Raw genomic sequence first — 26,136 nt, forward strand, 5'->3', positions numbered from 1 at the left:
AGCCGGACGAAAGTCCGGCTTTTTTGTGCAACGTCAAGGCGAGGTTTGCAGTCCCTAATTACCCACTTGGTTGTTGTGTGTATCCAGCAGGCCGTGAATCGTCATCAGGTGCGCCAGGCTGATCACGTGATCCACCTGCAGCTTCTCCATCAGGCGCTGCTTGTAGGTGGAAACGGTTTTGGGACTCAGGTTCAGCTGCTCGCCGATCATGGTGAGCGGCTTGCCGCGCACCAGCATCATGGCCACTTCGAGCTCTCGGCTGGACAGTGCGTCGAACGGCGAACCTTCACCATCCAGCGTGGCAAGCGCCAGCTGTTGCGCCACCGCAGGCGCCAGATAACGACGACCCAGCGCGACGTGCCGCACCGCCTCCAGCAACTCCTCGGCGGTACAACCCTTGGTGAGATACCCCAGCGCTCCCGCGTCGAGAAGGCGCTTCGGAAACCGCGCGTCATCCACCACGGTGACGATGATGATGTGTGTGGGGAGCTTTGAACGCGCGACGCGTTCGGTCAGCTCGATGCCGCTCATACCCGGCATGTGCACGTCGACCAGGGCGATGTCCGGTGCACGTGAACGGATGAGCCGCAACCCCTCCTCGGCCGTGCCTGCCTCGCCGCTGATCTGTATGTCTGGCTGCTGCTGCAGGATCATCCTGAATCCCGTACGCACCAGCTCGTGATCGTCAATCAGAACCACCTTGATCACTGCCGCCCTCCTTGGGTTTATTGAGCGAACATAGGCCTCGGTATGGCTTAATGCAAGCAGCTTCAACAGGCCAGAACTGCATCATCCACGCAGGCCTACTGAAGCATCCGCCATTGCCCTACACGGCCTCTCCGTAATCGCGGGCAGTCAATTACTCGACAGCGGTTGCCCAGTTACGCAGGCCCGCCTCATCGAGATCGAAGTCCTCCACCATCACGGTCAGGTCGTGGCCATCGCCATCCGACCACTGCTGTTCGCCGGTACGCCTGATCACGCCACGGATCATGGTTCCGTGCTCGATCACACAGTCGCCGACACACGTGCCCACCACGTAACCCTCGGCCAATTCAGCCGCGACGCGGTCGGCATAAGGTCCCAGGAATTTCATCGCACTCATGACTGCCCCCCGGATGCTGCAAGTGCGCTCGCACGCCTTGTCGTTCCGTGGTGCCGGAGCGGGGATCGAAACCCGAGGAAAATTACTAGCTCCGGAGGGTCGGGTCAAAAGTTACTCCCAAAGTTACTCACCACATTGGCCCGTACCCAGTTGTAGCTCGGTCGCCTATCCCAAAGGGGCCCCAATCAACTCATGGCCCAGAAATGAAACACCATACACAAAGCGTGCAGTAGTTCTACCCCGTTTCCACACGTGGTTGCGTTAAGAATCCAGCGGCTTGTTCCTTCGCCCCCCGCTTTGGCCGAACGATCGAGCCGCCAAAGAGCCCGATGAAGCCAAACACGCCCCGTCCACTCCCTATCAGTCCGTCATCAGCGACGCCGTCAGCACAAGCTCTCCGTGCTCCACAAGTGGCATCAACTACGTCAAGAACCTCCCTGTCTGGTCGCGCCCCCAATGGGCTATCGTACCCTTCAAGCCGCACACGAGGCTTCAACCAACAGCGGCGCCCTTCCGATTTGAATTCGCACAATCGCGCGCCAGTTTTTGATTACAGCACAGGGATAACAGTGATGTTGATTCACTCGAAAGTGTCCAGCCTCTTGCGCGCCGAGCTGCTCACTTCTCGATATCTTCGATTCCTGACAGCAAGCGGAGCCTCGGCGATTGTCAATATTCTTCTGAGAATTGAACTGAGCCGCTCCATGGCTTACAACCCATCCGTTGCATTAGCGTATGTCTTTAGCACGCTATTGGCGTTTGTGTTCAATAGGATATTTGTATTCAGTGCACAAGGCAGGGCTAGCCACATTCAATTAGCCCGCTTCTTTGTGGTGAACATCATCGGCTTGATACAGACCTTGGTACTAAGCAATGTGCTTTCCAGACTTTTCAGTGCGGTTACTCATCTGCCGCTGCAATTGAACGAAACACTAGCTCATGCCTTTGCTTTGTCGACATTGGCGATCACCAGCTTCTTTCTACATAAGAATTTTACGTTCTCGAATTTCGCCAAGACACCAGACTCAAGTGATTTGTTGAAGCCGACCAAGCGGCCATTAAATGTAGATCTGCTTGTTGCCGCAGCACTAGTCTGCACCTGGACCATTCTCGCTTCTGTTGTTCATCCACTAGGCAATTTTGCCCTGAATGACGATTGGTCCTACGCACGCAGTGTTCAGGTGCTGCTTGAGCAACATCGTGTCTATATGGATGGCTGGACAACAGCCACATTCTATTTTCAGGCGCTTCTTGGCGCACTCTTCTGTCTGCCGACAGGCTTTAGCTTTTCCGCACTTCGCGTATCGACCATTGTGATGGGCGGCTTTGGCATTATCGGGCTGTACTTTTTACTGAAGCAGGTGGCCGGGCGCAGGGATTGGGCTGCGTACGGAGCAGCAGCTTTGATGCTGAACCCCATCTACTTTCAGAACTCATTCAACTTCATGACGGATGTTCCGTACTCGGTGCTGGCGACGTTTGCCTGCCTGTTTTTTGCCAGGGCATTCGCGACCAGAGCATGCAGGGATGAACTGATCGGGTTCCTTTTCCTTGGTGCCGCCAGCTTAATTCGCCAAATCACCCTGCCGATAGCACTTGCGTATGGGTTGGTTGTTCTGTGGAGGACCAAGCTTTCCTGGCAAAATCTTGTACGTGCTTTCTGGCCAGCGGCCGGGGTACAGATTCTTTTGACGGCATACAATCTCTTTATCATCAAGCTTGGTATCGAGTTGCCGCTCGCTGATGCCAAACAGCGGCAGATGTCTTTTTATGTATCCAAGCTAGGGTACACAGAATTCGTGCACCAGATGCTTGTGAAGATATACATCGTATTCGTCTATCTGAGCGTCTCCCTACTCCCATTAACTATCGTAATCTCGTCGGCCGTTTGCGTACGTTGTTTAAAGACCGCGCGCGAAAGATCCATGAGGAAAACGCTCGGTCCGATAACTCTCCTAGCCGTGACGTTTCTTGTTTCCCTTAGCATCAACGACAATTGCCTCCGATTCCTAGGAAATAATCTATATTCGACGATGGTGCTTGGGCCCTGCGATATGGGGGCAAACTGCGGCCTGATTTACCCGCGAATCAACCCGGCATCGTGGCTACCCGATTTCGCTTGGAACTCGATATTTGCTTTAATTGTCACGGTTACCTTTGGCCTCCTTTCGGCCGGAGCGACCGTCGCATTATTGCGACCCGACCCCAAAGAAAATTCTTATGTTCGAAGTGCGGCATTCTCGCTCGTGGCGCTCATAAGTACATTGATTCCTTTTGCCCTGTTCAATGTATTTGATAGGTATGTGATTCCACTGGTACCGATGTTTGGAATTCTTCTGACCGCGGCGGGCGGTTTACTTTTATCTAATGAATATTCGCAAAGTAACGCAAGGCAGGTGTTGCTGAGTCGTACAGTGTCCCTCTCGATCCTCATGATTTATGGTGTAGTTGCCGTGGGCGGAACACATGACTACCTGGCTTGGAATCGCACAAGGTGGAGTGCCATTTCGGATCTCATGGAGCGAAAGCACGTTACACCGGCAGATATTGAGGGCGGGTTTGCGGTTACCGGATGGAATCTATATGTAACCAATACGGAGGTAAGGAATCGCTACAACCAACAATTTTATGGTCCGGGCAGATTTTCCATGCCGACGGCGAGTTACGTGATTGGGCTAGATCACCGCACTAATGCTCTCGGCACCTGTGTGCGACCCCATCAGGGCGGTGAGGTCAAGCTCGCCAGTTACCCCATTTCGGGGTGGTTGCTCGATCCGAGATTGGAGATTGCGGTATTTGAGCGATGCCACGATGGAGGCGGCTAACTTCAGCAGAGCTAGGGATGGCTCATCATCTTTGCTTGTCTAGCCGTTCCACACACAACCTAGCCGTGATGCGCATTCCCACGCGACTAGAGTCCGTTCCGACCGTCTTGCTGCGTTTCAGAGCGACACTTCGGTCACCAAACTCCGGTGACCAACTTCGCCTTCGCGGCAACGATCGTAATGGCACACCTTTGAATCGCTTTATTTCCAGTCAAGCTGAGTGGAAGCATCCGCCCGCCCCTGCTATCTATTATTCCCAATGCGCCCTCTTCGCTGCCACCCAACACCACCGGGACAGTCAGTGCGACTAACCCCTTGTCTACCCGGCCCTATTTTGGATATCCAAGCCAGCCGAGCGCCACGCCGGAAGGGCACGAGAACTAGACGCAACAATTATTACCGCGCCACACAACCAAAGCACCGCCATGATGAGTGCCCCGAAATGAAGATGGTCTGCGTTGACAATCGGACTTACGATCCATACTGCAGCGAAGTACGCCAGCCAAGTACCGAAAAGGATCGTCGGAATCCTGGAGTGTTGATCCGCCAGATACATGGCTCCAGCCGCCGCGATAAGGACGATTGAACCGTACGCCTGATGAGGGACGTAGCCATGCCGGACAATGAGGAGGGTCATGGAAACAACCCCCACGACACCACAGAGGATCAACTTCTTCTGGAAAGCCGAGCCGCGAAAAATGGCCAGAATCGCTCCGACCGAGGCAATGCCAATGGTTCTGGCAAGTACGACAAAATCGCCCGCACGCTGATTTTCCGCAAAACTGGACGTTCGGTTATCTAAAGCCCCACCAAACCCTATCGATAGCGGCACATCGACAAGCATATGGAATGAATGCAGTTTCATCGCCAGCCATTCTTCAAGACCAAGGCCTTTCCAGCACTGCAAAACGCTGGCAAGTATGGAGCTGGATCGATGATCGAAGCCGGTATCGTTTGCAAGCTGATATCTCACCAAAGCATTTCCGAATGGCTGAACAACCTTTATCCAGTACACCCAGGGCGCCATGACGACGAGCGCCACGAATGCTCCGTAGGTAAGCGTTTTTACATCACCCCATCGAAGCGCATTGGCAAATACAATAAGAAATGCCGCTCCCGCAATCGCGTTACCCGAATGCGAGAGATAACACAGCACCAGTGCTGTCGGGATCAAGCCGAGGTTGCGGCGCTCGGGCAACAAAGTGAGGCCCACGGCAAGCAGTATGTAGGCGGCGCCAAGCATTTTTCCCCAAGTGTAGACAGTGTTGAACAACATAAATGGCGAGATCGCCACGATCGCGATGAACAGCATCCGGTGACGCACTTTGGCCCGGAATGAGAACCACAGAAGCACCGGCGCCCACAGGGCGAGTAGCAGTACGCCAATGGCGCTGTCTGCCGTATAGATAAAATCGGTACCCACCAGCCTCGACAATGGCTCTATGAAAAGCGTCTGCGGGACAATCATGAGAACCGTAAGCAACGGCGTACGGTCGTCGAAGTACCACGGCCCAGCAACAAGCGCTTCGCCCTTCGTGGCATGCGCGAAGCGGTAGGCAAATAGCACTGGATTCTGGTTATCGACTGACCAGCTCAACGGAGAGAACATTGCGTTTGCGGCCCATCGACCGCCTCCGTTGTCAATGCCAGCGACGAACAGAAAGGCGACCATGCCGATCGCGAGCCATAAAAGCATCGGCATGCGAAGTTCGCTCCATATCCGCCTACGCCGATTTGAGAGCAACGTGAGAGCTGAAATGGCCACCAACGTAATGGCAGCATAGGATGAAAGGTGAAAATTCAGGAGGCCGGTGGCAAAGACGATCACTCCGCTGACGCCAATGCCGATAATGGCACTGGGCAGCGCGTCAAGACTGTGTAGCGACAGCAGGATCGCAGACGCAAGCCCAATCAATACAAACGCAGTCCACGCCAGAATAAGGACCGCCGCCCTTGCGCCGATGTCCGTGTGGGCAAGAAAAGTGGCGCGAGACACTTTGAAGGGCGTCGCCACACCGAGATACGACTCTGCACTGGCGGCATTGGACGTGCCGACCAGGATGACATCCCCAGAGCAAAAGGACCGCGGAACGTGACGATAGGCAACGTTCCATTCGTCAAAAGTCTGCGCACTGCTGATCAGGTAGGTGTTTCCGGATTTGAGGCACTTCAGATACAGAAGGTCCGTGTTTGGATTGCCTCTTAGGCCACCACGCTGAAATGGAAAAGCCATGTAAGGCGTTGGCACGAACGGGGGGCTCGTGATCTTTCCCTTCAATGGGCCGGCAGACGTCCACGTCCGGAACATACGAAAGGAAGGATTACCCGACATGGCATCGGGAACTTGAAGACTCTCGGGTTTGCCCTCAACCGGGGGGAACTTACCGGATTCCTGCCAACCAGTTGCCCCAACGAGTGGGATGGGGGCCGAGAACGTGCCTTGGCCGAAAACGAAAACCCCAATCGTCAGCGCGATCAGAGCGAGAAAGGTGCGGTTTGTTGTATTCAATTTCGTTGCACTCGTGTCCGGCTCGCTGACCTGAGCAGATTGATCCAGATGCTAGATTTGTTTAGCCAGGGATCCCCGCACCATCCCTCAAAAATGCGAATCAAGCTATCGCCTCGGCCCACTCGCCAACGATTCGTATGGGGCAGCCGCGGCTATCGAAGCCTTCAACGAGTCATTGTTACCCATTGTTCGCAGTACCCGGCCCCGCCGTTCCGTGGCTGTCCATCACCACTTTAGTGATGCCGGTCAGCCCCCGCCTTTTCTCTTTCCCTCTACATTAGAAACTCGATCGACGAGAATTGCCTGAAATTCTTGATATTTATTCGGCAGTCTTGGGCCACACGACCGCGATCGGTTAGCTCGACCAGGGTGCTGGTTAGTCTGCAGCAAGATAACCACCGATATCTGCACTTCATAGAGGCCATATGGATCGCGACCAAATCTACGCCAAGTTGCAAGCCTCGGCCCAATCCAGAGAGACCTTGTTTGCGACGCTTCGCTCACTTCCCATAGATGTAGTTGGCGACGCCCTTCACTACGTACCTCCGGAATATCCGGAAGTACGCGCGCACCTTCCGGCCATGGCTAGTTCCGACGTTCAGGAAGCTTGGACAGGGTCTTCGGGCTACCCTCTGCTTATGCAGAGCTGCGCATTCGTTCGCAATCTGGAATCCAACTTCTTTCGTTACACAGGTCGTTCCATTGATGACACGCGGATTCTCGACTACGGCTGTGGTTGGGGTCGGCTCATTCGCCTGATGTACAAGTTCACTGCTCCGGACAAAATTTACGGGTGCGACCCTTGGGACAAATCTATTGCCTTGTGCAAGGAAGCGGCCCTTCTCGGAACCATTGAACAATCAGAGTACCTGCCAACGGCACTCCCGTTCCCTGAGGTCAAGTTTGATCTCATATATGCCTTCTCTGTCTTCACGCATCTCTCGGAACAAGCTGCCCATGCAGCAATGAGCGCTTGCCGAAGATACATTGCCCACGACGGACTGATGGCCATTACAGTCCGACCACGAAGCTACTGGGACTTTCATAACGAAGTACGACCACGCAAAGTCGATGCGGCCGAACTTCAACAGCGGCATCAAATGGCCGGGTATGCCTTCAGCAGCGATGGAAAAATCTCGATTGATGGTCAACCCGTGTACGGTGACGCCTCGATCTCACTTGAGTATATGGAGCGGATGTGGCCACAGTGGTCGGTAGTCGGCACGGACGCCATGCTTCAGGATGGATTCCAGACAATTGTTTATTTGCGCCCCGCATGAATGCCATCATGCAATGAGCGGACGATGAAGTCGGCACACGTTCAAGCCACCCCACGGACAACCGTGGCTGACCATGAAGAACCTTGCCCTGATCGCGCTGCTTCCGGTCCTGCTGTTCGGCTTCCTGTACGCGCTGGGGGTCTACCTCTGGTTCGCGTTCGTCGATACCACTAAGGCCTGGACGATCGCCTACCAGGTGGATGAACTCGGCAACGTCAGCGCGAACGGGAAAGAGAACACGACCATTTCAGCCCGTGCGGCGCGCGCAAGGAATGCAGGGCGCCGCTGGGGCTGCGTGTTGTGCAAGATCCTCAACTGGTTCCAGAAGGACCACTGCGACAAGGCGCTGTCTTAAGCGGCCACAGGTTGCGCAGAAGGCGACACCTTGGCCGATATGGCTGCGGTGACCTTTCGCACGAGCTTGTTGAGCGGCTTCTCGACCAGGTGGTGCACGACCAACCCCACCACACAGCAGACCACCAGATAGATCAGGCATGCGCCATCGGGACCGACGTACTTCTGGATGGCCAGCGTGTACAGGAGCAGCATGCTGATGCCGATGAAGCACATGGAGTGCACCAGGTACAGGGCATAGGAAGCATTGCCGAGGGCAAGCATCATCCGATTCCTGAATAGCCACATGTGCTTGTTCGCGACGTCCATGGACACCGCCCCCAGCACAATCAGCATGCTAGGGATACCCCACGGCACGAACTGCCTGGCTCCGAACGAGGCGTCAGGCATGTGCCAGTAGATGGAGGACAGGAGAAGAGCTACGCCGGCCACGAAGATGGCCGTGGCCTCCTTTTTGACCCAATCCAATCGGTGGATATGGAAGATGGCGATGCCGGCGAGGAAGTTGGTCACCACCGCATCGCTGAAAAGCCTGAACACGAAGAACCCGGTGATCTCGCCTATGATGTGCATCACCAGGAAGGCCACGCCGATCCAGATCGCCGAGCGCCGCATAACCAGCATGACGAAGGCGAAAAGGGCGTAGAACATCATCTCGAAGTTCAGCGACCAGCCTGGGCCGAGCACGGCGGTGTTGTCTGGGTTGGGAATGAAGAGCAGCGATTCGATGATCTTCCTGGCGCCGTAGAACGACGGGTCGGCCAGAATGCATGACCAGACCAGGGTGCACACCCAATAGAGCGGAACGATGCGGGTGAGGCGCCGGCCCATGAAGGCGCCGAAGGTACGCGTCTCCGCGATGGCATTGAGGTACGCCATGATGAAGCCGCTGATGACGAAGAAGATCTGTATACCGACGCCGCCGAAGCCCTTGAAGTTGAAGAAGTGGAACATCCACGGGTCAGGACCGCCGATGTACTTCATCGAGTCGCCGTAGAAAAACAGGATATGCATGAGGGCTACGGACATGGCGGCTACAGCTCGCAGGGTCTGAACAGACTTGTACGAGTACGGCTGAATGGTTCCTTGCATTCCCCTGATCCCTGTTGGCGCGGCTGTCGAGCCCGTGGCTGAGGTGGCGATATTACCGTTTTGATACCCTTCTTGTGCCTGCTGCTTGTCATTCCCTGAGACACCGCCGCCGTACACTGGCGGCATGAGTGATCACATCGTCATCGAGTGGGAGCAGATCAGCGTGGGTGGCGTCCTGGTCAACCACTACCTCGCGCGTCTGGTCGAGCCCATCACGACTGGCCACTTCGCCACCGTCATCCACGAGGGCGGCGCGTGGCGGGTCATCTGGTATCCGTCCGGCATTTCGTCACAGGTAAGCAGCTTCGAGGTCAGCAGCCTGGAGACCCGTAAAATTCTTGCTCATCCGCCTTCAGAGCCGTCAATCCGCCTCTCCCCCGGTGAGAGAGAGATGGCTACGCCCGTTATCCACCGTTCTCTGCGGAAGGCCAACCGTAGGTTGGATGCCCATCACTTGTTTAGAGATGCTAAACATCTTCGCCTACTTACCTCTGTTTTAGACGACCTACAAGCTCACTTGGCCTGATTTTTCTCGATATTTAATTAGGCGGTGTCCGGAGGGACTGACGCTTACGTTCCTTTTTATAGCGTCAGAAAATTCACAAAGGGCGAGCTGGCGGGCCGACTGTCGCCTTTTACTATGTCCAAAAATTCGGACCTGCGCCCTGCCCGGATGGCACTCCATCGCACTATGCGATCACGCGTGACCCACGCCCGCAGCCTCTAGACGCGGGCTGCTTGGTCAACCAAGTGCCACTGGTCAACGGTCTGCCCACCGTCGCCCACGGGTCAACCCTGCTCCCGCGTTCGGTGCCATTCCGCCGCCAGCAGTTCTTGGCGACGATACGCCCAGCAACGGTATGGGACGACATAGAGCTGGCAGGAACCCAAGCGGAAGTGCTTCACCTCGCGTGGGCGGTTGTTCCAACCGGGCTTGCGGTCAGCAGCAGTCAGCGCAGCGGTTACCTCTACCGGCAGTGCGTGATGGCGGCTCATTGCGGGTCACCCATACAGGCAAAATGGCCGCCGAGGTGCCGAGGCAGGAAAAGAGCACTTCCAGGAGCAGAAGAGCGAGAGCCAAGAGAACACCCCTTGGTATATATCTTAGAGGTGCCCAATGAGCGGGGTAGACTTACCCGATTATCGGGGCGGTAGAGGCTCATTTTGCGACCCTCTTAAGCTGGTCTTGCCCAACTATCGGGGCAGACTTGCCCGATGAGCGGGGTGGCGATTGCGTTTTTGCATCTACCTGGATGATCTCAGCCGACTGCCTCCATTTGCCGGAGGCAACTTTGGTAGGCGCGATCTCCGGATGCGCTTTGCACTCGTCAACTGGCCGCCAGGTGAAGGCATAGAGGCTGGGTCCATGCAGACCACCTTGCCGGGTTTGCTCGATCATGCCTGCATGCAGCAGTTCCTTGATCGCTCTGTGCAGAGTGTCCTTCGAGCGCCAGCCTCGCTCCTGCATCCACGACCAGGGGGCAGCAAGATCACCGTTGTTGAAGCCGGTGAATCGGGCTCCTAGATCTAGAATGAGCGCCTTCGCTTTGGTCGACAGACCGAGGAAGTTCGGACTCTTGAGCACGTCAGTAGGAACCGGGAGGAATGTCCCGGTCTCCTTCCGGCCCTTGGCCCGCTGAAGAGTTGAGGCCATCGCTCATGCCCCCTGTAGGGTGGTAGCGGGGGCACGATTCGAGCCAGCGTCTAGCTCAGCGGGACCACCTTCCAGAGCCCTTCTGATCCAGAACCCTCGGTTGTTCTGAACCCACCCAAGAGCCGACATCTCCAGCCGGGACAGACAACGGCGGTCAATGCCGTGTTGCCCTACCCTGTGGCGGTCGAAGACCACGACGTTTCCGAAGTACTCACCGCAGGCGCAGCACTGACAGCGGCAGCCAGTCAGTTTGAGCGTGCTCATGCCGCCACCTCGCGGGAGGCAGCGATGCGATCAGCACACCATTGGAGAACTTCAGATTCGATCCAGGCCGACGCGGACTGCCCAAGCTTCACGCGCTTGGGAAACTGCCCAGCAGCCTCTAGCCGATAAATCTGCGAACGTGACAGCCCTGCAGTGCGACAGACTTCTGCAAGACGAACAAAACGGAAGTCGGAGGGCCGGGTCATTGCTCATCTCCATCGCGAAATGAGAATTCTTGAGACAAAACCAATCGATCGTGCAGGTCGGCACGATTTCCGCTCGCAAGCGGTGAAGAAGCCAAATTGTGGGAGGTCATGTTGGTCCGTTGCTCTCTTGGCGAGGGCAAGCTTGCGGAGCCGCCAATGAGTCAACCTCCCAGTGACCCAAAGACGAATGTTACTTAGATCGGAGTTACAGCCCCGCTCGCGTTGCCAATGTCATTGCAACCCCAGTTACGAGCCGCCACGCTTCGTGCCCAGGTATTTCCTACTAGGCAGGGGTTACCTCTATCGGCGATCCCGCACGATAGAAGGACACCCGAAGTCGCCAATTGCGCCCCAAGGTGTCCCACAGCGCGAATGCTGATACCGGTGCTTTGCGATGTAAAGTGGTTTTGCCGCATTGGCAGCCACGTAGCAAAGCATGCGACGGCAGGGGACAGTATGGGAAGAATCTGATGAGATCTGGCCATCTAGACTGCCGCGCCAGCCGGGGAAGGTGCCCGGCATTCGGATGGCCGTACGTATCCAAACGGCGATAGTGTGCAATCAATGGTGTTTCATATCACTTACCATTGCTATGTCGATGATGCGGTGATCGATAGCATCTTGTACTACACAGGGCCGCAAGCATCGGGGAAGCTACTTCGGAAGTCGACTAAATTGCATTTGAACTTGCCGCGCAGTCCCGGAACAGTCGCCGAGCAAATGCGGATATATGCCTGCACACACCTGAGCTAAGCCGGGGGCTTGGCGATAGAGAGCTCCACAGGCCACCTCTCCTTCGTGAGCTCGATCTTTTGGCGTCTCAATCGCTCTACAGCCTTCGTTACTCACGCCCCAACCTTCAGCTTCCCTGAGGCCGTCCCAATGCTGCGGGCGTCAACCAGCGCCAGCACATTCGCTCCGACGCCCCGAATCCAACGTCGAGCCTATCCACCATTTTGATTAACGGCGCACATTCCACCCGAAGCGGACGCGGCCTGGCGACAGGACTGCGCGTCGTAATAGAAGCACTGCGTGCCGGCTGAACCAACGACACAGAATGGTGCATTGCCCGAAACAGACGACTGCTCTTGGTTTGGAACGCAAGCCCCCTGCGCCCCTACTGCTTGGAGACAGGCTTCATAGGTGTAGTAATAGCACTGCTTTCCGGTAGCAAAGACTGCGCAAAATGGAGCAGCCGTCGCGCTAGCACAGAGCAACAGGGATCCGACAAAGAGTGGAAAGATCGACCTTTTCATCATACCCTCCTTTTCCAATACGCATGCACGGCATCAGCCTACGGCAGAGCACGAGTCCGCCGGCCAACACCAACAGGGCGTTCAGCGCCGGAATTGCTCTCGGTACGGTGCCGAAGTGCGCCCACGAACCCGATTCCCAGTCCCCCGCTGCATCACGCAACTAGGCTTCCTTGCGATGGATGGCGATGACTTTCGCCCCTGATCTCAGTCCGTCCAGATAGTCTGCCCACGCCTGCATCATCCGCTTGCGCTCATCCAGATACTGCGCGGCATGGGTGTATGCCTCCCGGACCTTGTTTGATTCCGCGTGAGCAAGCTGGCGCTCGATGGCGTCTGCGTTCCAACCCATCTCGTTGAGCCGGGTTGCTGCCAGACTGCGGAAGCCGTGGCCGGTCATCTCATCGCTGCTGTAGCCCAGGCGACGCAAGGCGGCGTTGACAGTGTTCTCCGACATGGGACGGCTAGCCGAACGTAGCCCAGGGAATACGAAATCACCCTGCCCCGTCATGGCATGTAGTTCGCTCAGGATGGCCACTGCCTGCTCCGACAGGGGCACGAGGTGAGCCGCCTTCATCTTCATGCGGGTGGCTGGTATGCGCCAAATAGCCCCTTCCAGGTCGAACTCTGACCATTGGGCTTGCCTAAGCTCACCAGGCCGCACAAACACCAGCGGGGCCAGCTTCAGGGCACACAGGGTGACGAACTGGCCCGAGAATCCCTCGATAGCCCGAAGCAGCTCGCCAACCTTCAACGGGTCCACGATGGCGGCATTGTGTTTGACCTTGGGGGTCTTCAGGGCTCCCCGCAGGCTCGCGGTCGGGTCACCTTCGGCCCAGCCCTCAAGCATGGCGAATCGAAAGACCTGACCCGCCTTGATCTTCGCCCGATTAGCGGAGTCCAGCAGTCCCCTTTCTTCCGTCTTGCGGAGGGTATCCAGTAGCTCCCGGGAACCAATGTCATTGACGGGGCGCTCGCCCAGGTCGGGAAACAGGAATCTATCGAAAATCCACCGAGCCTTATTCGCGGTGACCTCCGCAACGTGCTGGCGGCTCAGCCAGACATTGGCAACTTGCCGGAAGGTCCGCACAGGCATTTGCGCTCTTACCTGAGACTCTTTGGCTGCCTGCTTGTGAGCGCTCGGATCGATGCCTTGCGCCAGCTGCGCACGCGCCGCATCACGACGAAGGCGTGCTTGGGCCAAGGTGACTGTTGGATACGTGCCAAGACTGAGCATCTTAGCCTTCCCTGCGAAGCGATAGCGGTAGCGCCAGCGGAGGGCTCCAGACACGGGCACTTCGACGGCTAGACCGTCACTGTCCGCCACTCGATAGAGCGCAGCACGCGGCTTCAAGGCCCGAAGTTTGGCATCGGTGAGCATGTGAGTAACTCCCCTGGCGTGTTAGACCGTGGGCATATGTTACTCCCAAAGTTACTCACATGTTTGATGCGCTGCCTTGGGTCGTCGCGGGACGTCACGAGACGAAGGATCGCCCGAAATACCCTGAATTAGGGGCTTTGCGTTGTACGGAGGGGAGGCCTTGCGAGGGGGCGGGATGCCCATATGGTGCCCGGAGCGGGGATCGAACCCGCATAGCCTTGCGGCTGAGGGATTTTAAGTCCCTTGCGTCTACCAGTTTCGCCATCCGGGCGCATTGCGGAAGGTTCTGCATGCTAGCACGCACGCCACCCTGCCCCTTGCGCGCAGGCTCCAGGCGCCTCCATAAAAAAAACCCGCCAGCGGCGGGTCGTTTTAATTTGCGCAATGGAGGCCTGGGTCGGAATCGAACCGGCGTACACGGCTTTGCAGGCCGCTGCATGACCACTCTGCCACCAGGCCATTGCGCGAAGATCGTAACCCTAAATGCAGCTGCGATCCGCTGAAAAAACAAAACCCCGGGGTACCGAGGTTTTGCTGGAAACTGGAGCGGGAAACGAGACTCGAACTCGCGACCCCGACCTTGGCAAGGTCGTGCTCTACCAACTGAGCTATTCCCGCATCGGAGTCAGAAATAGTAACAGAACATCAGGATTTGTGAAGAGCCCGGGACGAAATTTTTCACCTGTCGGATGCGCCGATGCCGATGGCCGCGCCTTCACCGGTCTCAGACCGGCAGGGTTCACGCGGCCGTCGCAGGCCCCGGCGAACCCTCGCAAGGTAAGCCTACGGCAACAATCCGTTCGCGGTGCGACGACTGGCGCCACCAGTGCGCCGGCCTCATCTTGGCGTCCAGTCACTTTCCAGGAGAGCAGCATGATCGAACGTCGACCCTTCGATTCGCTTGGCGGCGCCAACCACGGCTGGCTCGATGCCAAGCATCATTTCTCATTCGCCAACTACTACGACGGCGCGCGCATGGGTTGGGGCGCCCTGCGCGTGTGGAACGACGACACCATTGCGTCCCAGACGGGCTTTCCGCCGCATCCCCACGGTGACATGGAGATCATTACGTACGTCCGTGAGGGAGCCATCACCCACCAGGACAACCTGGGCAACAAGGGCCGCACGGTCGCGGGCGATGTGCAGGTGATGAGCGCGGGCACCGGCATCACGCACGCGGAGTACAACCTCGAGCCGGGCACGACGCGCATCTTCCAGATCTGGATCATCCCCAACCAGCAGGGCAACCCGCCGTCCTGGGGCACCAAGCCGTTTCCGGTGGGCGACCGTTCTGGCCGCTTTGTGGCGCTGGCCAGCGGGTTCAAGGACGACACCGATGCGCTGCCGCTGCGCACCGATGCACGCGTCCTTGGCGCCACCCTGAAGAAGGGTGAGACGGCCGAGTACAGCTTCGGTGAGCATCGCTTCGCCTACCTGGTGCCGTCCAAGGGAAAGGTGGCGGTAAACGGCATGACCCTGGACGAACGCGACGGCGCGGCCATCCGCAATGAGTCCAGCATCAGCGTGACGGCGCTCGAGGATGCCGAGCTCGTGCTGGTCGACGCCTCGCCCTGAGCAATGTCGCCATGAGTGTCGAGCAGCGCACGATCGCTCGGCACTCGACCAAGGTGGGGATGCCCCTTAACGAGCGCCTTGCTAACCTCAACGAATGCATCCGGCACAGGTTGGGCGATGAGTCACGGCATCCACACCATCGATACGGGATTCGTGCGGCCACGCTTTGACGCGGCCTACCTGCTGGTTGAACAGGGTCGCGGCGCGTTCATCGACTGCGGCACGAATTTCGCCGCGCCTCGCATGCTCGACGCGCTTCGCGACGCTGGACTGTCACCGGCCGATGTCGACTGGCTGATCCTCACGCATGTGCATCTGGACCACGCCGGTGGCGCTGGTGAATTGATCGCGCAGTTGCCGAACGCGCGCCTCGTCGTGCACCCACGCGGCGCGCGCCACATGATCGATCCCAGCCAGCTGTGGGCGGGCGCATCGGCCGTGTATGGCGAGGCCGTGATGGAAAGCACCTATGGCCGATTGCGCCCGATTCCGGCCGAACGTGTGATCGAAGCGGCAGACGGCCATGTGGTGGATCTGGCTGGACGGCCATTGCGTTGCATCGACACGCCGGGACACGCGCGCCACCACATGAGCATTTACGACGCACGCGCGCAGGTGTGCTTTACCGGCGATACCTTCGGCCTCTCCTATCGCGAGTTCGACACGGCGCAGGGCGCCTTCATCCTGCCGACCACGTCGCCCGTGCAGTTCGATCCGGCCGCGCTGCATGCCTCGATCGACCGCCTTGTGGCCCTGAAGCCCACCGCGATTTATGTGACCCACTTCGACCACGTGACCGAGGTCGAGCGCCTCGCCGGCGACTTGCACGTGCAGATCGACGCCATGGTGGCGATCGCGCAATCAGCCGATCAGGCGCATGACGACCGCGACGCGCGCCATGAATCGATGAAGCGCTCCCTCACCGAGCTCTATGCCTCGCGCGCCCGCGCGCATGGTTGGCAAGGAAGCGATTCAGAGTCGCTGGCGCTGCTGGGCATGGATATCGAACTCAACGCGCAAGGGTTGGGCGTGTGGCTGGACGGCGCGCGCAAGCGCGCGTCCTGAAGCCGGCTCAGCGCAGGGAGGCGTCGATGAGCTGTTCGGCCACGGTGACCAGCGATGCAGCCGGGCCACCGCGCCCGAAGAGTTGGCCCGAGGCGTAGGCGCCTTCGAGCAGCAGCAACAAACCGTCAGCGAGTTGCGCAGGTTGCCTCGCTCCCATCGCAGCCGACAGGTCCACCAGACGCGCTCGCAGCTTGCGCTTGTGCGTGAGCGCCACCCGGCGCGCAGGATGCTCGTCACCTGGATACTCGACCACCGCATTGGTCAGGCCGCAGCCGCGATAGCCGGACTGGGTGGCGCGCTGGGCCAAGCCTTCGAAGTAGGCCATCAGCTGTGCGCGCGCATCGCCGGGATGAACCTGCGCGCCAGCCTCGAACACCTCCCAGAACGCCGCTTCGTAGTCGCGCAGGTACTCCGCCGCCAATTCGTCCTTCGACGCGTAGCTGCGGTAGAGACTGGGTTTGGTCACCCCTGCCTGGCTGACGATTTCCTCCACGCCGATCGCGCGAATGCCCTCGCGGTAGAACAGCTCGCGCGCAGTACGGCGGATACGCTCGGCCGCCCGGGGCTTGTCCTCGGTGGCGTCGGGCGCGGGAGACGGCGATGGGCGTTTGCTCGGCATGTCGAGATTGGCAGTTGACGATGTTACCGATCGGTACGTATGATCAGCCCGCCAACCGTACCGATCGGTAACATGACTATATCGCGCACCCGCCCATTCGGCCAGAAGTACGCCTTTGTCGTTGCCGGCGTGATCTTCCTCGCGCTGCTCGCCGCCGCCGGCGTGCGCGCCGCGCCAGGCGTGCTGATCCTCCCGCTGGGCAAGGCGTTCGGCTGGAGCCGCGACACCATCTCGTTGTCCGCCGCGCTTGGCATCTTCCTGTACGGCATGGTCGGTCCGTTCGCCGCTGCGCTGATGCAAGCCGTAGGCATCCGACGCACGCTGATCGGGGCGCTGGCCCTCATGGCCGCCTCGATCGCCTCCAGCGCGTGGATGACCCAGCCCTGGCAACTGATGCTCAGTTGGGGGGTGTTCTCGGGGATAGGCTCGGGCTGCGTGGCGATCGTGCTGGGGGCGACAGTGGTCAACCGCTGGTTCGTCGCTCACCGTGGCCTGATGATGGGCCTTCTGACCGCCAGCACTGCCACGGGAACGCTGGCTTTCCTTCCGGCGCTGGCCGCCATCGCCGAGCACGGCGGCTGGCGACCGGTGGTGTGGACCGTGGCCACGGCATGCGCGGTTCTCATACCGCTCGTCTGGTGGTTGTTGCCCGAGCGCCCGGCCGACATCGGGCTGCGTCCCTACGGCGCCACCGAGGACGTGGCCATCGACGCGCCACGGCGCAACCTCATCGCCATTGCGCTGGGCACGCTTGCGACCGCCAGCCGGCAGCGCACGTTCTGGTTCCTGTTCGCCACGTTCTTCATCTGCGGCTTCACCACCAATGGCCTGATCGGCACCCACTTCATCGCGATGTGCGGCGATCACGGCATTCCCGAGGTGCGCGCCGCCAGCCTGCTGGCGATGATGGGCGCGTTCGATCTGGTGGGCACCACGCTGTCGGGATGGCTGACCGACCGCTACGATCCGCGCAAGCTCTTGTTCGTCTACTACAGCCTGCGCGGACTCTCGCTCATCTGGCTGCCCTACTCAGATTTCTCATTTGCCAGCTTGTCCCTGTTCGGGGTGTTCTACGGGCTGGACTGGATTGCGACCGTGCCGCCCACGCTGCGGCTGGCGGCGGAGGCATTCGGAGATCGCGATGCCCCCGTGGTGTTCGGCTGGGTGGCGGCAGGTCACCAGATCGGCGCCGCAAGCGCGGCCTTCATGGCCGGCGCGCTACGTACGCAGGGTGGCAGCTATCTGCAGCCGTTTGTCGTGGCTGGCGCCAGCGGGCTGATCGCCGGCGCGCTGGCCTTGATGATCCGCCGCCACACGCGCACGCCATCGCAGCCGGCGCTCGCCACCGCGTGATCAGGCCAGCCGCGTACCGTTCGGCACCCGGCGCTCGATGGCGGTGAGCACGACGCCCTCTTCCGTCGGGAACCCGGTGAGCAGGAACTGCGAGCGGAACGGCCCGATCTGCTTCTCCGGAAAGTTGATCACGCCGACAATCTGGCGCCCGAGCAGATCCTCCGCGCTGTACAAGTGAACGACCTGTGCGCTGGTCTTCTTCTCGCCGTAGGGACCGAAGTCCGCCCACACCTTCCAGGCCGGCTTGCGTGCTTCGGGAAACGCCTCCACCCGCGTCACCGTGCCCGCCACGATCAACACCTTCTCGAAATCGGCCCAGCTGATCTCGCTGCTCTCGCTCATCCTTCCAACCTCGTCTTGAACCAGTCCTTGCCCTGCTGCCACCAGTAGCTCGACTGCGCGCCGAGGTAGCCGAACGGCCGCCAGGTGCGGCTCAGGCCGTAGTCGGCAAACTGCTTCCAGCGATCGTCCCCTTCGGCCAGCGCAGACGCCAACAACTCACCCGCGGCGCAGGTTGGCGCCAGGCCGTGTCCGCCAAACGCCTGTGCCCACCACAGGCCGTCGCCGCTGCTGCCGATCTGCGGCATTTGGTGGCGTGCGTAGCTCATCAGGCCAGACCAGGCGTAATCCACGCGCACGCCCTTGAGCTGGGGAAACACCTTCATCAGGTCTTGCATGAGTACGCGCTGCACCGCTGCGGGAGAGCGATTGCGCACCGAGATGCGGCCACCCCACAGCAGGCGGGTGTCCGACAGCGGCCGGTAGTAATCGAACGCAAAGCGCGAGTCATACACCGCCGAGCGCGTTTCCAGGCAGTCGACCAGGCGGTCGCCGAGAGGCTCGGTGACCATGACGTAGGTCGCGATGGGCAGGATCGCCCGATCCACCTGACGGCGCAGTCCCGCCAGGTAACCGCCGCAGGCCAGCACCACCTGTTCCGCAGTGACCGCGCCCTGCGCGGTTTCCACGCGCCATTGCGCGCCATCGCGGCGTAGCTGCCACGCGTCGGTGTTCTCATGGATCCGTACGCCCTGTTCAGCGGCAGCGCCCGCCAGGCCGATGGCGAAGTTGAGCGGGTGCAGGTGCAGCGCATTGCGTTCGTACAAGCCGTCGTAATAGCGCGTGGTGTGAATGCGTTCGCGTAGCTGATCCCGCGGCATCCACTCCCAGGACACGCCATACCGGCTCGACAACAGCTCCTGCCGTTGGCGCAGCACGGCCGGGTCACGGAACCAGTTGGCCCAGATCACGCCCTCGTCGACGACATCGCAGGGGATGGCGTAACGCGATGCCCGGTGGCGAATACGCTCCACCGCATCAGTGGTGTAGCCGAACAACGTGCGTGCGTTGGCCTCGCCACGCTGGTCGAGCAACGACTGCTCACCCAGCGAATAGCCGCCAAACACGAAGCCGCCATTGCGACCGGAGGCGCCAAAGCCGATCTGTTCCTTTTCCAGCAAGACGACATCACGAACGCCCCGCTCGGCCAGCCCCAAGGCTGTGTTCAGTCCGGCGAAGCCGCCACCGATGATGGCGACCTTGGCGTGGATGCGCTCCTGCAGCGGCGCGTACGGCGCATAAGGCGTGGCCGTGGCGCGGTAATAGGAGCTGTGGTTCGGTGGACGCATGGCGCAGCACAGGCCCGTGATCAGCAACAGGAACCTGCAACGCTAAGTCATTTTCCAGATGGTGTCTGCTGCCGGGACGTCACGCCCGTCACCCTTGCGCGACTTGGAGGCCACCCGATTCCTGGCGGGCCGTCAGCTCGGGCATGGCGCCGGATGCTGGCTGGCGTAGCGGCCTTTGTTAGCGGGCAATGCTCACCGGCCCTCAAGGGCCGGTGACCACGCACGACGTCAGAGCGCCGTGACGAACTCGCGCACCACCGGCGCGAGCTTGGGGTCTTGCATGGCCATGTGCATGGTGGCGCGCACCAGGCCAGCCTTGTTGCCGCAGTCGAAGCGGGTGCCCTCGAAGCGGTACGCCAGCACCTTGCCCTGCTCCTTGAGCAAAGCTTCGATGGCGTCGGTCAGCTGGATTTCGCCACCGGCGCCCGGCGTGGTCTTCTCCAGCAGTTCGAAGATGCGGCCGGGCAGCACGTAGCGGCCCACCACGGCAAGGTTGGAGGGCGCATCGGCCGGCTTGGGCTTCTCCACCATGTGGCGGATCCGCGCGCTGCGATCGTCGACCGGAGTCGCGTCCACGATGCCGTACTTGTCGGTCTCGTTCTGCGGCACTTCCTCCACGGCGATCACGCCGGCGTCCTGCACCTGACCCAGCTCGGCCATCTGGCGCAAGGCGCCCTTGCCCTGGTTCCAGATCAGGTCGTCCGGCAGCACCACACCGAACGGCTCGTCGCCCACCACCGGCTTGGCGCACAGTACTGCATGGCCCAAGCCCAGCGCCTCGGGCTGCGTCACGAAGATCGCGCGCACATGCTTGGGCAGAGTGCCCTGCACCAGTGCCAGGAGCTCGTCCTTGCCCTTTTCGTGCAGCTTGGCTTCCAGCTCGTAGGCCTTGTCGAAATAGTCGGCGATGGCGTGCTTGTAACGGTTGGTCACGAACACCAGCGTGTCGGCGCCCGCGTCCACCGCCTCGTCGACGGCGTACTGAATCAACGGACGATCCAGCACCGGCAGCATCTCCTTGGCGACCACCTTGGTGGCCGGCAGAAAGCGCGTGCCCAGGCCGGCCACGGGGAATACCACTTTGCGCAACGGCTTGCTCACTTACTTCTCTCCTGATTCACTGCGGCGCAACGCCACCACGTTGCCCGGCTGCGGCGTCTCGGTCCAACGGAACGAGGGCAACAGATGGGACACGCACTGCCGCAACGCATCCTCGTCATAGGCGACCACGGCGTCCGCCGCTTTTGCCAACTGCGCATTAAGCTGATCCCACTTCACCGGACGATACTGCGCGAGGAAGATCTTCGCGTGCGTCGTTTCGATGTAGTTCTCCAGCGGGTGGAACAGCTCTTCGAACAACTTTTCGCCGGGGCGCAAGCCGGTGTACACGATGGGAATCTCGGTGCCCGGCTTGCGTCCGGCCAGGCGGATCATCTGCTCGGCCAAGTCGCGGATCTTCACCGGCTCACCCATGTCCAGCGCGAAAATCTCGCCGCCCCTGCCGATGCTCGCAGCCTGCAGGATCAGCTGGCAAGCCTCGGGAATGGTCATGAAGTAACGGGAGATTTCCGGGTGCGTGATGGTCACCGGGCCGCCGTTGCGGATCTGCTGGCGGAACAAAGGCACCACCGAGCCAGCCGAATCGAGCACGTTGCCGAACCGCACCGTGATGAAGTGCGTGCTCGAACGCTCGTTGAGGTTCTGGCACCAGATCTCAGCGATGCGCTTGCAGGCGCCCATCACGCTGGTGGGGTTGACCGCCTTGTCGGTGGAGATGAGCACGAAGCCCTCCACCCCATGGCGATCGGCCAGGTCCGCGACGTTGCGCGTGGCCAGCACATTGTTGCGGAAGGCAGCCCGCAGTTGCCCTTGCAGCATCGGCACGTGCTTGTAGGCGGCGGCGTGGAACACCACCTGCGGTTTGTACTCGCCGAACAGCTTGCGCATCGCCGCCGGGTCGCCGCAGTCGGCGAGGATGGCCTCGTAGATCAGCTCCGGATACTCCGCGCGCAGCTCCTGGGAAATCCGATACAGATTGAACTCGCAATTGTCGACCACGCACAGCGCCTGCGCGCCCAGGCGCGCCACCTGGCGGCACAGCTCCGAGCCGATCGAACCACCGCCACCGGTGACCAGCACGCGGCGCCCGGTGAGGGTCACACGAATAGCCGTCCAGTCCAGTTCCACCGTGTCGCGACCGAGCAGGTCTTCGATCGCCACTTCCTTGATCTCGTTGAACTGGGCGCGGCCGGAAACCACGTCCTCGAGCTTCGGCACGGTGCGGTAAGGCAGACCGCTCTGGTCGCACAGCTCCACCACGCGGCGCATCTCCTGGGTGGAGGCGCCGGGCATGGCGATCAGCAGCATCTGCGCGGCCACTTCGCGGGACAGCTCAGGGATCTGCTCGATGCGGCCAATCACGGGACGCCCATTGATGCTGGCGCCGCGCAGGCTCTCCTTGTCGTCGACAAAGCCCACCACGGTGTAGCCATTGTCGCGATTCAGATCTCGCGATAGTGCCTCGCCAGCGCGGTCGGCGCCGACGATCAAGACGCGCTGCATCGGCTTGGCCTGGAACAGGTCCAGCCGGCTGTCCTTCCAGAAACGGTAGGCCAGGCGTGGCGCGCCGAGCAGTACGGCCAGCACCACGGGGTACAGCAGCAGCACCGAACGTGGCACGTCCTCCAGGCGGTTGTAGAGCATCAGGGCCGCGGCGATGGCCAGTGCGCCAAGCACCGCTGCGCGAAGGATGTTCCAAAGGTCCGGCAGGCTGGCGAAACGCCACACGCCCTTGTAGAGGCCGGTCCAGCTGAGCACCGCGCCCTGCACCAGCAGCACCAGCGGGAATTCCAGGGTGTGGAAGTTGATCGAGGCATTGTCGATCAAGGCGTAACGCAAGGCCTTGGCCACCCACCAGGCCAGCGCCGCCATCGACAGGTCGTGCAATACCACGGCCGTGCGCGGATGGATGACACCGATCAATTTACGAAGCGACATGACGGCCCTTGTGCTTTACGCGCCAGATGCAACGGCGCTTCATCAGTATCCATACGGCGGTCGCTATCAGGTAGGTACCGAAGAACAACGGTATCGACCATGCCGGCCTGGTCCATGCGAGCGCAGCCAACGGGGCTGCCACCAACAGATTCCAGACCAGATAGCACGCTCCCCCGGTTGCGTGCGTGAAACCACTGCGAACCAACCACTGGTATAGGTGTTCGCGGTGCGCAGTGTACCAACGACGACCACCGGCCATTCGCCCAAGGAGGGTAAGACTGGCGTCTGCTACAAAAGATGAACTGAGGATCAGCGCCGGCCACAACAGGCGCCAATCCACCCGCCACAACAGGGCGGTAAGCACGAACAGCAGCAGCCCCATGGCGCCGCTGCCCACGTCGCCCATGAAGATGCGTGCTCGCGGCCGGTTGTACAGCCAGAAACCCGCGGCCGCTGCGGCAAGGCAGATACCGGCGGCAGCCAGCGCGGGCTGGGCGACGACCCAGGCCAGCAGGCCCAGCCCGGCGCCGACGAACATCACCTGCTGCGCCAGCAGGCCATCGATGCCGTCCATGAAGTTGTGCAGGTTGATGCTCCAGGCGCCTGCCAGCACCAGCAGCGGCAGCCACCACCAGGCCATGCCGGTGACAGTGAGGGCAACCGCAAACAGGGTCGCCGACAGCAACTGAATACCCAGGCGAGGCAGCACCGGCAGGGAACGATGGTCGTCCCACCAACCGACCGCAGCGACCAGCACCGTGGCTACCGCGACCGCCGCGGCGACCGCCAGCGGCCACGGCTGCGGCAGCATGCACAGGCTGGCCGGCAGCGTGAGCAGCACCGCCACGACGATGCCGATGCCGCCGCCACGGGGAGTGGGAATGGTGTGCGAACGCCGCTGCCCTGGCAGGTCCATCATGCCGCGCTGATGGGCGTAGCCGATCGCACCTCGCACCACGGCCACGGCAACCAACCACGAAGCCAGCACCATCCCTAACGCCAGCCAAGCAGGACTCATCCGTGCCTCATTCGTTGGCCACGCCATGGATCGGGCGAATCGTGCTCCAGCTCTTGCAGCTGGGGCATTGCCAGTGGTGCGCCTTGGCGCCGAAACCGCAGCGGCTGCAGCGGTACATCGCCTGCCCCTCGAGCAACTTCTTGGTCAGGTCGCGAAGGATCAGGAAGTTCTCGCGCGCCTCGCCTTCGATCTTGTCCATGGTGGCGTCGATCAGCGCCATCAGGCCGCGCACCGAGGGGCGCTGGCGCAGCTGCGAAGTGAGGAACTCGATGGCGGTGCGCTCACCGTCGCGCTGCTGATACAGGCGCGTCAGCGCCAGCACCGGCGAGATGCCGTGGTAGCGATCGAGGATGTCGCGAAGGAAGTGTTCGGCGTGCTCCATCTGCTGCGACCGCGCATAGCTGTTGAGCAGCGGCGGCAGGATTTCCGGCACGAAGGCGATGTCTGCTTCCACGGCTTGCTCGTAGGCGCGGGCAGCTTCGGCATGCTGGCCTTCCTCGGCATACAGGCGGCCGGTCAGCATGAAGGCGCGTACGCAATCGGCCTGGCAGGCAAAGGCCTGGCGCAGGTATTCGCGCGCTTCCTGGCGGGCGCCATGCTGGCGCGACTGCTCGGCCAACTCGCAATAGAACTGCGCGATCATGCCGGCCTCGTCCTCGCCGGTCATCGCCTCCAGCCGACGCGCGTGCTCGATCGCCTTGTGCCAGTCGCGCTCATGCTGGTAGATCGCAATCAGGTGGCGCAGCGCCGACGGTGCATGCGCATCCATCGCCACCAGATCGGAGAACAGCGTTTCGGCGCGGTCCAGCAGGCCGGCGCGCATGTAGTCCTCGCCCAGCTCAAGCAGGGCAACGGTCTTCATGGCGTCCGAGAGACCCGGCCGCGAAACCAGATGCTGATGCAAGCGGATGGCCCGATCCACCTCACCCCTCCGACGAAACAGGTTGCCTAACGCTAAGTGCGTTTCCACCGTGTCCCGGTTGTATTCGGCCAGCTTGAGGAACACCTCAATGGCCTTGTCCTGCTCTTCATTCAGCAGGTAGTTCAGGCCGCGGAAGTAGTCGGAGGACAGCTCGCTGACCTGGGCGCCCGATCGCCGCACGCCGGCCTTGCGGGCAGTCCACCAACCACTCGCGAACGCTGCGGGTACCAGCAGGATGAGGACGTACTGAAGCGCGCTCATGCACCAGCCGCGGACGTCTTGGCCTTGCCTCGCGCCTCCGCGGCGACCTGGCGGCGCTGGCGCCGATGGCGCGTACTGACGCCCAGCCAGGCGGTCAAGCCGCCCAGTAGCCAACCAATCACCAACGCCAGCAACAAGGCCGCCCCCTTGGGCAGCTCAAGTCGGGCAAATCCCAGGTCATAACCGACCAAGTCAGCATTGAGCGCCCCCAGCGCGATGCCGGCGGCAATGAAAAGGAGAAGGATCAGCGTCACGATCAGTCGCATGCGGCGACTTTAACCGATACACGTTGGTCGTCACAGGCGCTGGCCGGCCCCTCCGTTCAGAAAATGTGGCGGCCGTCTGCCCGGGTCCTTCATACGTGCAAAAAAGAAGGCAGGAACGGCTCATCGCCGCCTGCCTTCGCAAGATCATGTGGTGACATCCCTGACCGGGAGGTCAGTCCACCAGCAGGTTGACGCGTTCGCGCAGTTCCTTGCCCGGCTTGAAGTGCGGGACATGCTTGCCCGGCAGCGCCACTGCTTCGCCCGTCTTGGGATTGCGGCCCATACGCGGCGGGCGGTAGTGCAGCGCGAAGCTGCCGAAACCGCGGACCTCGATGCGCTCGCCATTGGACAGGGCGTGGCTCATCTGTTCGATCACGCTCTTGACGGCCAGCTCCACATCCTGGAACGCAAGATGGGTCTGACGCCGTGCCAGCGCCTCGATCAATTCGGATTTGGTCATGGGTCCCCAATGTCCGTGACGTGAACCAAGCAGGGCGGCCACGTGGCCG

Annotated in this window: 23 protein-coding genes, 3 tRNA genes and 1 pseudogene; 8 read left to right on the forward strand and 19 right to left on the reverse strand. The window is 60.6% G+C overall.

Annotated elements, in window-relative coordinates; genetic code table 11:
* Positions 1-54: 54 nt before the first annotated feature.
* Both DVT68_RS01225 and DVT68_RS01230 read right to left on the reverse strand, forming a co-directional pair.
* Positions 55-708 (reverse strand): response regulator, encoded by a 654-nt coding sequence (locus tag DVT68_RS01225; RefSeq protein WP_114823253.1) that lies wholly within the window; start codon positions 706-708, stop codon positions 55-57.
* A gap of 151 nt (positions 709-859) precedes the next feature.
* Complete coding sequence (locus DVT68_RS01230) at positions 860-1,105, reverse strand: hypothetical protein (RefSeq protein ID WP_147281652.1); 246 nt, start codon at positions 1,103-1,105, stop codon at positions 860-862.
* A 572-nt stretch (positions 1,106-1,677) separates the two neighbouring features.
* Here DVT68_RS01230 and DVT68_RS01235 point away from each other — a divergent pair.
* Positions 1,678-3,930, forward strand: coding sequence for a GtrA family protein (locus DVT68_RS01235; protein ID WP_158543436.1), 2,253 nt, complete (start codon positions 1,678-1,680; stop codon positions 3,928-3,930).
* Positions 3,931-4,249: 319 nt separating this feature from the next.
* On the opposite strand, the gene DVT68_RS01240 is transcribed toward DVT68_RS01235, so the two are convergent.
* Positions 4,250-6,439, reverse strand: coding sequence for a hypothetical protein (locus DVT68_RS01240; protein ID WP_147281653.1), 2,190 nt, complete (start codon positions 6,437-6,439; stop codon positions 4,250-4,252).
* 425 nt (positions 6,440-6,864) lie between these two features.
* On the opposite strand from DVT68_RS01240, the gene DVT68_RS01245 reads away from it, so the two are divergent.
* Both DVT68_RS01245 and DVT68_RS01250 read left to right on the forward strand, forming a co-directional pair.
* Positions 6,865-7,719 carry a methyltransferase domain-containing protein gene (locus DVT68_RS01245; protein ID WP_114823257.1) on the forward strand — a complete coding sequence of 285 codons (855 nt, stop codon included), beginning with the start codon at positions 6,865-6,867 and terminating at the stop codon, positions 7,717-7,719.
* Positions 7,720-7,792: 73 nt separating this feature from the next.
* Positions 7,793-8,074 carry a hypothetical protein gene (locus DVT68_RS01250; RefSeq protein ID WP_114823258.1) on the forward strand — a complete coding sequence of 94 codons (282 nt, stop codon included), beginning with the start codon at positions 7,793-7,795 and terminating at the stop codon, positions 8,072-8,074.
* Here DVT68_RS01250 and DVT68_RS01255 read toward each other — a convergent pair.
* Positions 8,071-9,291 (reverse strand): acyltransferase family protein, encoded by a 1,221-nt coding sequence (locus DVT68_RS01255; RefSeq protein ID WP_114823259.1) that lies wholly within the window; start codon positions 9,289-9,291, stop codon positions 8,071-8,073. The genes DVT68_RS01250 and DVT68_RS01255 overlap by 4 nt on opposite strands.
* Between DVT68_RS01255 and DVT68_RS01260 the strand changes: the two genes are divergently transcribed.
* Entirely contained in the window at positions 9,290-9,691 is a 402-nt protein-coding gene (locus DVT68_RS01260) for a hypothetical protein (RefSeq protein ID WP_114823260.1), read from the forward strand. The two genes, DVT68_RS01255 and DVT68_RS01260, sit on opposite strands and share 2 nt — an antisense overlap.
* Positions 9,692-10,324: 633 nt before the next feature.
* On the opposite strand, the gene DVT68_RS01265 is transcribed toward DVT68_RS01260, so the two are convergent.
* Positions 10,325-10,750 carry a hypothetical protein gene (locus DVT68_RS01265; RefSeq protein ID WP_147281654.1) on the reverse strand — a complete coding sequence of 142 codons (426 nt, stop codon included), beginning with the start codon at positions 10,748-10,750 and terminating at the stop codon, positions 10,325-10,327.
* A gap of 329 nt (positions 10,751-11,079) precedes the next feature.
* A complete protein-coding gene (locus DVT68_RS01270; RefSeq protein ID WP_114823262.1) occupies positions 11,080-11,289 on the reverse strand; it encodes a helix-turn-helix transcriptional regulator in 210 nt (69 codons plus the stop codon).
* 546 nt (positions 11,290-11,835) lie between these two features.
* Here DVT68_RS01270 and DVT68_RS20850 point away from each other — a divergent pair.
* Positions 11,836-12,042 (forward strand): annotated as a pseudogene (locus DVT68_RS20850) (surface-adhesin E family protein); the annotation flags it as partial.
* A gap of 663 nt (positions 12,043-12,705) precedes the next feature.
* Here DVT68_RS20850 and DVT68_RS01275 read toward each other — a convergent pair.
* The 4 genes from DVT68_RS01275 to DVT68_RS01290 all read right to left on the reverse strand — a co-directional run bounded on the left by DVT68_RS01275 (position 12,706) and on the right by DVT68_RS01290 (position 14,541).
* Complete coding sequence (locus DVT68_RS01275; RefSeq protein WP_114823263.1) at positions 12,706-13,923, reverse strand: tyrosine-type recombinase/integrase; 1,218 nt, start codon at positions 13,921-13,923, stop codon at positions 12,706-12,708.
* Positions 13,924-14,107: 184 nt separating this feature from the next.
* Positions 14,108-14,194: transfer RNA gene (locus DVT68_RS01280), tRNA-Leu, on the reverse strand.
* 114 nt (positions 14,195-14,308) lie between these two features.
* Positions 14,309-14,382 (reverse strand) — tRNA-Cys (locus tag DVT68_RS01285).
* An 83-nt stretch (positions 14,383-14,465) separates the two neighbouring features.
* Positions 14,466-14,541 (reverse strand) — tRNA-Gly (locus tag DVT68_RS01290).
* 255 nt (positions 14,542-14,796) lie between these two features.
* Here DVT68_RS01290 and DVT68_RS01295 point away from each other — a divergent pair.
* Both DVT68_RS01295 and DVT68_RS01300 read left to right on the forward strand, forming a co-directional pair.
* The gene (locus DVT68_RS01295; RefSeq protein WP_114823264.1) at positions 14,797-15,498 is read left to right on the forward strand and encodes a pirin family protein; all 702 of its coding nucleotides are present in this window, start codon (positions 14,797-14,799) and stop codon (positions 15,496-15,498) included.
* Positions 15,499-15,615: 117 nt separating this feature from the next.
* The gene (locus tag DVT68_RS01300; RefSeq protein ID WP_114823265.1) at positions 15,616-16,563 is read left to right on the forward strand and encodes an MBL fold metallo-hydrolase; all 948 of its coding nucleotides are present in this window, start codon (positions 15,616-15,618) and stop codon (positions 16,561-16,563) included.
* A 7-nt stretch (positions 16,564-16,570) separates the two neighbouring features.
* On the opposite strand, the gene DVT68_RS01305 is transcribed toward DVT68_RS01300, so the two are convergent.
* Entirely contained in the window at positions 16,571-17,182 is a 612-nt protein-coding gene (locus DVT68_RS01305) for a TetR/AcrR family transcriptional regulator (protein WP_114823266.1), read from the reverse strand.
* Positions 17,183-17,254: 72 nt separating this feature from the next.
* On the opposite strand from DVT68_RS01305, the gene DVT68_RS01310 reads away from it, so the two are divergent.
* Entirely contained in the window at positions 17,255-18,535 is a 1,281-nt protein-coding gene (locus DVT68_RS01310; RefSeq protein WP_114824329.1) for an MFS transporter, read from the forward strand.
* Here DVT68_RS01310 and DVT68_RS01315 read toward each other — a convergent pair whose 3' ends face one another.
* The 8 genes from DVT68_RS01315 to DVT68_RS01350 form a co-directional block, all read right to left on the reverse strand.
* Complete coding sequence (locus DVT68_RS01315) at positions 18,536-18,877, reverse strand: tRNA-binding protein (protein ID WP_114823267.1); 342 nt, start codon at positions 18,875-18,877, stop codon at positions 18,536-18,538.
* Positions 18,874-20,163, reverse strand: coding sequence for an NAD(P)/FAD-dependent oxidoreductase (locus DVT68_RS01320; protein ID WP_114824330.1), 1,290 nt, complete (start codon positions 20,161-20,163; stop codon positions 18,874-18,876). The genes DVT68_RS01315 and DVT68_RS01320 overlap by 4 nt, the downstream gene beginning before the upstream one ends.
* Positions 20,164-20,391: 228 nt before the next feature.
* A complete protein-coding gene (gene galU, locus DVT68_RS01325; protein WP_114823268.1) occupies positions 20,392-21,264 on the reverse strand; it encodes a UTP--glucose-1-phosphate uridylyltransferase GalU in 873 nt (290 codons plus the stop codon).
* The gene (locus tag DVT68_RS01330) at positions 21,265-23,160 is read right to left on the reverse strand and encodes a polysaccharide biosynthesis protein (protein ID WP_114823269.1); all 1,896 of its coding nucleotides are present in this window, start codon (positions 23,158-23,160) and stop codon (positions 21,265-21,267) included.
* A complete protein-coding gene (locus DVT68_RS01335; RefSeq protein ID WP_114823270.1) occupies positions 23,147-24,178 on the reverse strand; it encodes an MraY family glycosyltransferase in 1,032 nt (343 codons plus the stop codon). Before DVT68_RS01335 ends, DVT68_RS01330 begins: the two co-directional genes overlap by 14 nt.
* Before the next feature lie 7 nt (positions 24,179-24,185).
* The gene (lapB, locus tag DVT68_RS01340; RefSeq protein ID WP_114823271.1) at positions 24,186-25,361 is read right to left on the reverse strand and encodes a lipopolysaccharide assembly protein LapB; all 1,176 of its coding nucleotides are present in this window, start codon (positions 25,359-25,361) and stop codon (positions 24,186-24,188) included.
* On the reverse strand, positions 25,358-25,627 hold the full coding sequence (locus tag DVT68_RS01345) for a LapA family protein (RefSeq protein ID WP_114823272.1): 270 nt from the start codon (positions 25,625-25,627) through the stop codon (positions 25,358-25,360). The genes lapB and DVT68_RS01345 overlap by 4 nt, the downstream gene beginning before the upstream one ends.
* A 172-nt stretch (positions 25,628-25,799) precedes the next feature.
* Positions 25,800-26,087, reverse strand: a complete 288-nt coding sequence (locus tag DVT68_RS01350; RefSeq protein ID WP_114823273.1) for an integration host factor subunit beta — start codon at positions 26,085-26,087, stop codon at positions 25,800-25,802.
* Positions 26,088-26,136 lie beyond the last annotated feature (49 nt).

Origin of the sequence: Dyella solisilvae (genome assembly GCF_003351225.1) — a bacterium.
GTDB classification, from domain to species: Bacteria; Pseudomonadota; Gammaproteobacteria; order Xanthomonadales; family Rhodanobacteraceae; genus Dyella; species Dyella solisilvae.